Source organism: Streptomyces sp. NPDC060031, from assembly GCF_042736805.1.
Lineage (GTDB): Bacteria > Actinomycetota > Actinomycetes > Streptomycetales > Streptomycetaceae > Streptomyces.
Genome location: NZ_JBHWVM010000170.1, coordinates 1 through 6,327, shown reverse-complemented (window position 1 = coordinate 6,327; position 6,327 = coordinate 1). Strand labels below are relative to the sequence as shown.

The window sequence follows — 6,327 nt, the reverse complement described above, 5'->3', positions numbered from 1 at the left end:
TGGAAAGAGGCACTGAACCAGTTCTCACTCTTCTTCGAGGACCGGCTCAGCATCCAATGACACCAGGCGACTTACACAAGATCGCTGACACGCCCTGCTGCGGGCGGTGGCGGGGGCGGGGCCCTGCCCTTCTAGTACTTCGGTCCGATGTGCGCGTCCATGAGCGCGACGGACGCCTTGCGGGCGACGGACACGTTGAACGGGTCGCTGCCCCGGGCCAGCACCGTCCACTGGACGCCGACCTTGGTGAGCGTGTCGGTACAGAGCTTGCGGATGTCGTCCGACTTGTTGGTGAAGAAGTACCGGGGGTACTCGTAGCGCTTCTTCACGCCGCCGACCATGCGGGTGGTCCAGTTGGTGACGCGACACCCGTCGGAGTGGATGAGCCCCCGGATGAACGCCCAGGGGTGGGCGTCGACGATGTCCTGCTGCCAGTCCTCGAGGGCGATGCGCCGCTCATGCTTCTTGCCCGGTCCGTGCTGCGGGAACAGGCACGTCCAGTGGTGGCTGTAGGACTTGACCTCGACGCAGCCCTGCCTGCGGCGGCGGCTCACGCTGGGCAGGCGCATCACGAGACGCATGGCGTCCTCGGCTGCATCGACCAGGCCGGTCCACGTCGCGTCGCAGAAGACGGACAGGTGGTGTTGCTTGCGCTTCGAGATGATGTGGCCGTCGCCGAGGTAGAGGCCCAGCAGGTATGCGTACGCGGGTTGGTCGATTTCCCGGCCGGTGCACCTCGGGCAGTCGGTCGGCGGGGAGTAGGTCACGCCCCGGAGTCTTCGGTCCTCGTGCAACCACCACCCGACGGTTCCACGGGGGACGCCGAGATGCTCGGCCACGGCTCGGTTGGGCATGCCTCGACGTAGCAGTACGACTGCTTCTTCGCGTATCGAAGGATTGTGCTCCACATCAGGAGCTTTATCGCTGTTCGCCCGGTTGGCCGTTATTCGAAGTTTCGTTCACCGTGACGAGTGAAGATCGCCCAACACGCTTTGCGACCTTGAAAATGAAGGAGAAGTACCCCGGGTCGGATTCGAACCGACGCTGAATGGGTTTTGAATCCATCGCCTCTACCGCTGGGCTACCGGGGCCCCTTCGAAACGAAGGATACCTAAGACCCTCCGTGTCACAAACATACAGGAGCTAGGTAGGCTCGTGGGAGCTGAATCGCCTTGCAACAAGGAGCTCTCCGTGACCGCCGAGCACGAGTCGACGCCCATGCCCGACGCCGACCAGTCGCACGTTCCGCCGATGACGACGCGTGTCGTCATCGCCGAGGACGAGGCGCTCATCCGTCTCGACCTCAAGGAGATGCTCGAGGAGGAGGGGTACTCCGTCGTCGGCGAAGCCGGGGACGGGCAGAAGGCCGTCGAGCTCGCCCGTGAGCACCGGCCTGACCTGGTCATCCTCGACGTGAAGATGCCGGTCCTGGACGGCATCTCCGCCGCCGAGAAGATCGCGGAGGAGTCCATCGCCCCCGTGCTCATGCTCACCGCGTTCTCGCAGCGCGACCTGGTCGAGCGGGCGCGGGACGCCGGGGCCATGGCGTACCTCGTGAAGCCGTTCAGCAAGAGTGACGTCGTTCCGGCCATCGAGATGGCCGTGTCGCGCTTCGCGGAGCTGAAGGCGCTGGAGAAGGAGGTCGCGGACCTCTCGCTGCGGCTGGAGACGCGCAAGCTGGTCGACCGTGCCAAGAGCATCCTGCAGACGCAGTACGGGCTCTCGGAGCCGGCCGCGTTCCGGTGGATCCAGAAGTCGTCCATGGACCGTCGGATGTCCATGCAGCAGGTCGCCGAGGTGGTCATCGAGGACGCCGAGGCGAAGAAGAAGGACAGCGGCAAGTAGGCAGCGGACATGCGTGAGGCCCGCCTCCCCCCGAGGGGAGGCGGGCCTCACACGTGGGTGAGCCCTAGTCCTCGCCGAGGTACGCCTTGCGGACGTCCTCGTTGTGGAGGAGCTCCTGGCCGGTGCCGGAGAGGACGATCTTGCCGATCTCCATCACGTGGGCCGTGTCGGCCAGCGAGAGCGCGGCCTGGGCGTTCTGCTCGACGAGCAGGATCGTGGTGCCGCTCGCCTTGAGTTCGGCGATGGTGGCCATGATCTTCTGCATCATGAGCGGGGAGAGGCCCATGGAGGGCTCGTCCAGCATGAGCAGCTTGGGCTGGCACATGAGGGCGCGGCCCATGGCGAGCATCTGCTGCTCGCCGCCCGAGAGGGTGCCGGCGGCCTGCTTGCGGCGCTCTCCCAGGATGGGGAAGAGGTCGTAGGCGCGCTGGATGTCCTTCTCGATGCCTTCCTTGTCGCTGCGCAGGAAGGCGCCGAGCTGGAGGTTCTCGGCGATCGTCAGCCGGGGGAAGATGTGGCGTCCCTCGGGGGAGTGGGCCAGCTTCATGGCGACGATCTTGTGGGCGGGTACGCCGGCCAGCGGCTTGCCGTCGAAGGTGACGCTGCCGGAGGTGGGCTTGAGGAGCCCGGAGAGGGTGCGCAGGGTGGTCGTCTTGCCGGCGCCGTTGGTGCCGACGAGGCAGACGATTTCGCCCTCGTTGACTTCGAAGGAGATTCCCTTGACGGCTTCGATCTTGCCGTAGGCGACTTTGAGGTCTTCGACCTTGAGCAGTGCGGTCACTTGGCCTCTCCTTCCGTGCTGGTGGTGCTGGTGGTGCCCGTGGTGCTGTCGGCATCCGCGTCGGCATCCGCGTCGGCGTCGGCGTCGGCATCCGCGTCGGCGTCCGCGTCCGTTTCCGCCTCCGAGGCTGCTTCCGCGTGGGCTTCGGCGGCCTCGACCTCGGCGACTTCTTCCTCGCCCGGGGCGCCCTCGAAGGGGGTGCCGAGGTAGGCGGCGATGACGCGTTCGTCGCCCTGGACTTCGGCGGCGGTGCCTTCGATGAGCTTTTCGCCCTGGACGAGGCAGGCGACGCGGTCGCAGAGGTTGAAGATGAAGCGCATGTCGTGCTCGATGACGAGTACGGCGATGCCCATGTCGCGGATGGCGAAGATGAGTTCTTCGGCGGTGCGGGTTTCCTGCGGGTTCATGCCGGCGGTGGGCTCGTCCAGGAGGATGAGGCCGGGGTCGCTGGCGAGGGCGCGGGCGATTTCGAGCTTGCGCTGTTCGCCGTAGGGGAGGTTCTTGGCGAGGTGCCCGGCCTTGTGCTGGAGGCCGATGAACTCGAGGAGTTCCATGGCCCGTGCTTCGCTGGCGGCTTCGGCCTTCTTGAAGCCGGGGCCGCGCAGGATGGCGGACCAGAGGCCTTCCTTGGTGCGGGTGTGGCGTCCGACGAGGACGTTCTCCAGCACGGTCATGTTGTGGAAGAGCCGGATGTTCTGGAAGGTGCGGGCGACGCCTGCCGCGGTGACCTTGTGGGGCGTGGGCGGCAGGACGGTGCCCTTGTAGCTGACGGTTCCCTCGGTGGGGACGTACAGCCCGGTGAGGCAGTTGAAGAAGGTGGTCTTGCCGGCGCCGTTGGGGCCGATGAGGCCGACGATCTCGCCCGCGTTGACCTTGAGGTCGACGCCCTTGACGGCGGTGAGGCCGCCGAAGCGCATGGTGACGCCGCTGGCTTCGAGGACGGTGGTCGTGGTGGTGGTGGTGTCTGTGGTCGTCATGGTGTTCACGCCCCCGCCTTGGCGGTGGCCAGGTCCGTGGGGGCCTGGTCAGCGGTGTCGTCGTGGTACTCGAGCTGCGCCCGCTTGTTGGCGATGAGGCCTTCGGGGCGGAAGCGCATGAGCAGGATGAGGGCGATGCCGAAGGCGAGGAGCTGGTAGTCCTGGAGGAAGGCCAGCTTCGCCGGGATCAGGAAGAGGAGTGCGGCGCCGAGGATGGGGCCGCGGATGGTGCCCATGCCGCCGAGGATGACGGCGGCGAGGAGGAACGCGGAGTTCGGCGGGACGGGCCCGGCGAAGACGTAGTTCTCGGGGACGACCGTGCTGTTGACGTGTGCCTGGACGGTGCCGGCGAGGCCGGCGAGGGTGGCGCCGAGGGCGAAGGCGATGAGCTTGACCTTGAAGCCGTTGATGCCCATGGCTTCGGCGGCGGTCTCGTCCTCGCGGATGGCGACCCAGGCGCGGCCGATCCGGCTGTTGCCGGCCCGGGCGAAGATCAGGACGACCAGGGCCATGACGAGCAGCATCAGGAAGTAGTAGTTGGCGTAGGCGCCGAGGGTGATGCCGAGGACGTCGTGGGATTCCCCGAAGTTCCACCCGAGGATTTCGAGGTGGGGGATGTTGGGGATGCCGTTGGGGCCGTTGGTGATGTCCGGGCCGGAGTCGCCGTCGAGGTTGCCCATGGCGATGCGGAAGATTTCTCCGAAGCCGAGGGTGACGATGGCGAGGTAGTCGCCGCGCAGGCGCAGGGTCGGTGCGCCGATGACCACGCCGAAGACGAGCGAGGCGAGGGCGCCGACGATCATGGCCGCCCAGAAGGGGAGGCGGATGTCGAAGGCGGAGGCGGTGCTTCCGGAGACCAGCGCGGCCGTGTAGGCGCCGACGCCGAGGAAGGCGACGTAGCCGAGGTCGAGGAGGCCGGCGAGGCCGACGACGACGTTGAGGCCGAGGGCGACGGTCGCGAAGATCAGGATGTTGACCGCGATGAGCGTGTAGGTGTCGCCGCTCTGCTGGATGAAGGGGAAGGCGATCGCGGCGGCCGCGGTCCCGATGAGGGTGACCTGGCGGTTGTTCGCGGTGATGGTGCTGAAGCGGTCCAGGAGGCCGGACTTGAGCAGGGCGAAGGCCGCGAAGCCGATGATGATCAGGTAGGTGACGAAGAGCTGCGGTTCCTTGTCATCGGTGTCGATGCCGAAGGTGATGACGTAGAGGCCGAGGGCGAAGACGCCGGTGATGATGAGGATCTCGGCCCAGGAGGGCAGCTTCTTGGCGGGGGCCGCCTTGTGGCTGTCGTCGGGGAGCTTGTACGCGGCCAGGGCCGGGATGAGCGAGCCGGCGAGGGCGACGTAGGCGCCGGGTTCCAGGTTGACGACGCCGCCGAGGACCGTGGCGATGGCGATGACCGTGAACCAGGTGCCGGCGAGGGTTCCCAGCGCGAGGATCCACACGGGCTTGCGGGCGCCGGTGGGGGTGAGCCAGCGCAGGCCCTTGACGCCGAGCGCGGAGAGCGCGTAGGCGGCGGTGAGGAGGGCGCCGATCAGGCTGAGGGTCTGGATGGGGGCCGGGCTGCCGTAGTACGTCAGGTCGCCGGGGAATTCGGCGGTCCACGTCCATGCGAGGAAGGCGCTGACGACGGTGAGCAGGCTGCCGCCGATGACGGCGTAGAGCAGGGCGGCGGGGGCGGTGCCCTGCTTGGCCGGGGCGGTCTGCGGGGTGGTGTTGGTGGTCATGGTTCTCACGCCCGATCCGCGACGCGCTCACCGAGCAGGCCTTGTGGCCGCACGAGGAGGACGACGATGAGGAGTACGAACGCCCAGACGTTGGACCAGGCTCCACCGCCGAGCTGCTGCATGCCGGGGATCTCTTCGATGTAGGCGATCGAGAGGGCTTCGGCGAGGCCGAGGACGATGCCGCCGACCATGGCGCCGTAGATGTTGCCGATGCCGCCGAGGACGGCTGCGGTGAAGGCCTTGAGGCCGAGGATGAAGCCCATTTCGAAGTTGATCTGGCCCTTGTCGAGGCCGTAGGCGACGGCGGCGACGGCGGCGAACGCGGCACCGATGGCGAAGGCCATGACGATGATGCGGTCGGTGTTGATGCCCATCAGCTTCGCGGTGTCGGGGTCCTGTGCGGTGGCCTGCATGGCGCGGCCGCTGCGGCTCTTGGAGACGAAGATGCCGAGGGCGAGCATGCAGAGCGGGGCGAGGACGAGGACGAAGGCGTCGGCGCGCTGGATGGCGAGGCTGTCGGTGATCTTGAAGGCTTCGCCCTTGAACTCGGGGAAGCTGACTGCCTTCTTGGCGTCCGGGTAGAACTGCCAGACGAGCTGCTGGAGCGCGATCGAGAGGCCGATTGCGGTGATGAGCGGGGCGAGCCGGGGTGCGCTGCGCAGGGGTCGGTACGCGAAGCGTTCGGCTGCGGTGGCTACGGCGACGGAGGCGAGTGCGCCTCCGACGATCATGACGGGTATCGCGATCAGCAGGGAGGTGCCGGTCGGGAGGGCGGTGTAGGCGGTGAGTGCGCCGAACCCGCCGATCATGAATATCTCGCCGTGGGCGAAGTTGATGAGCTGGACGATGCCGTAGACCATGGTGTACCCGATGGCGATGAGGCCATACAGGGCACCGAGGGCCAGGCCGTTGGCCAGCTGTTGCGGCAGTTCGTGCACCGCAGGGCCTCCGATGAGCGTGTCGGATAAGACTCCGCGCGAGGGCGCTGTTTGCGCCC

At 67.2% G+C, this 6,327-nt stretch carries 6 protein-coding genes and 1 tRNA gene; 1 reads left to right on the top strand and 6 read right to left on the bottom strand.

Features of this window, described 5'->3' with window-relative positions; genetic code table 11:
• Positions 1-131 precede the first annotated feature (131 nt).
• Complete coding sequence (locus tag ACFWB8_RS36310) at positions 132-854, bottom strand: helix-turn-helix domain-containing protein (RefSeq protein WP_385237365.1); 723 nt, start codon at positions 852-854, stop codon at positions 132-134.
• 164 nt (positions 855-1,018) lie between these two features.
• Positions 1,019-1,091 (bottom strand) — tRNA-Leu (locus tag ACFWB8_RS36305).
• Between the two features lie 127 nt (positions 1,092-1,218).
• Here ACFWB8_RS36305 and ACFWB8_RS36300 point away from each other — a divergent pair.
• The gene (locus ACFWB8_RS36300; protein WP_385237368.1) at positions 1,219-1,845 is read left to right on the top strand and encodes an ANTAR domain-containing response regulator; all 627 of its coding nucleotides are present in this window, start codon (positions 1,219-1,221) and stop codon (positions 1,843-1,845) included.
• Positions 1,846-1,909: 64 nt separating this feature from the next.
• On the opposite strand, the gene ACFWB8_RS36295 is transcribed toward ACFWB8_RS36300, so the two are convergent.
• From ACFWB8_RS36295 to ACFWB8_RS36280, 4 genes are read right to left on the bottom strand one after another with little or no spacing between them, the layout of a single operon-like run.
• Positions 1,910-2,626: an ABC transporter ATP-binding protein gene (locus ACFWB8_RS36295; protein WP_385237362.1), complete on the bottom strand. Its 717-nt coding sequence runs from the start codon at positions 2,624-2,626 to the stop codon at positions 1,910-1,912.
• Positions 2,623-3,603, bottom strand: a complete 981-nt coding sequence (locus tag ACFWB8_RS36290; RefSeq protein WP_385237359.1) for an ABC transporter ATP-binding protein — start codon at positions 3,601-3,603, stop codon at positions 2,623-2,625. The genes ACFWB8_RS36295 and ACFWB8_RS36290 overlap by 4 nt, the downstream gene beginning before the upstream one ends.
• Positions 3,604-3,608: 5 nt before the next feature.
• The gene (locus tag ACFWB8_RS36285; protein WP_385237356.1) at positions 3,609-5,330 is read right to left on the bottom strand and encodes a branched-chain amino acid ABC transporter permease; all 1,722 of its coding nucleotides are present in this window, start codon (positions 5,328-5,330) and stop codon (positions 3,609-3,611) included.
• 5 nt (positions 5,331-5,335) lie between these two features.
• On the bottom strand, positions 5,336-6,268 hold the full coding sequence (locus ACFWB8_RS36280; protein WP_385237353.1) for a branched-chain amino acid ABC transporter permease: 933 nt from the start codon (positions 6,266-6,268) through the stop codon (positions 5,336-5,338).
• Between the last annotated feature and the right edge of the window lie 59 nt (positions 6,269-6,327).

Coding starts and splice junctions, on each gene's coding strand:
- ACFWB8_RS36285 (WP_385237356.1), bottom strand. CDS start 5,330: ATGACCACCAACACCACCCCGCAGACCGCCCCGGCCAAGCAGGGCACC.
- ACFWB8_RS36300 (WP_385237368.1), top strand. CDS start 1,219: ATGCCCGACGCCGACCAGTCGCACGTTCCGCCGATGACGACGCGTGTC.
- ACFWB8_RS36310 (WP_385237365.1), bottom strand. CDS start 854: ATGCCCAACCGAGCCGTGGCCGAGCATCTCGGCGTCCCCCGTGGAACC.
- ACFWB8_RS36290 (WP_385237359.1), bottom strand. CDS start 3,603: ATGACGACCACAGACACCACCACCACCACGACCACCGTCCTCGAAGCC.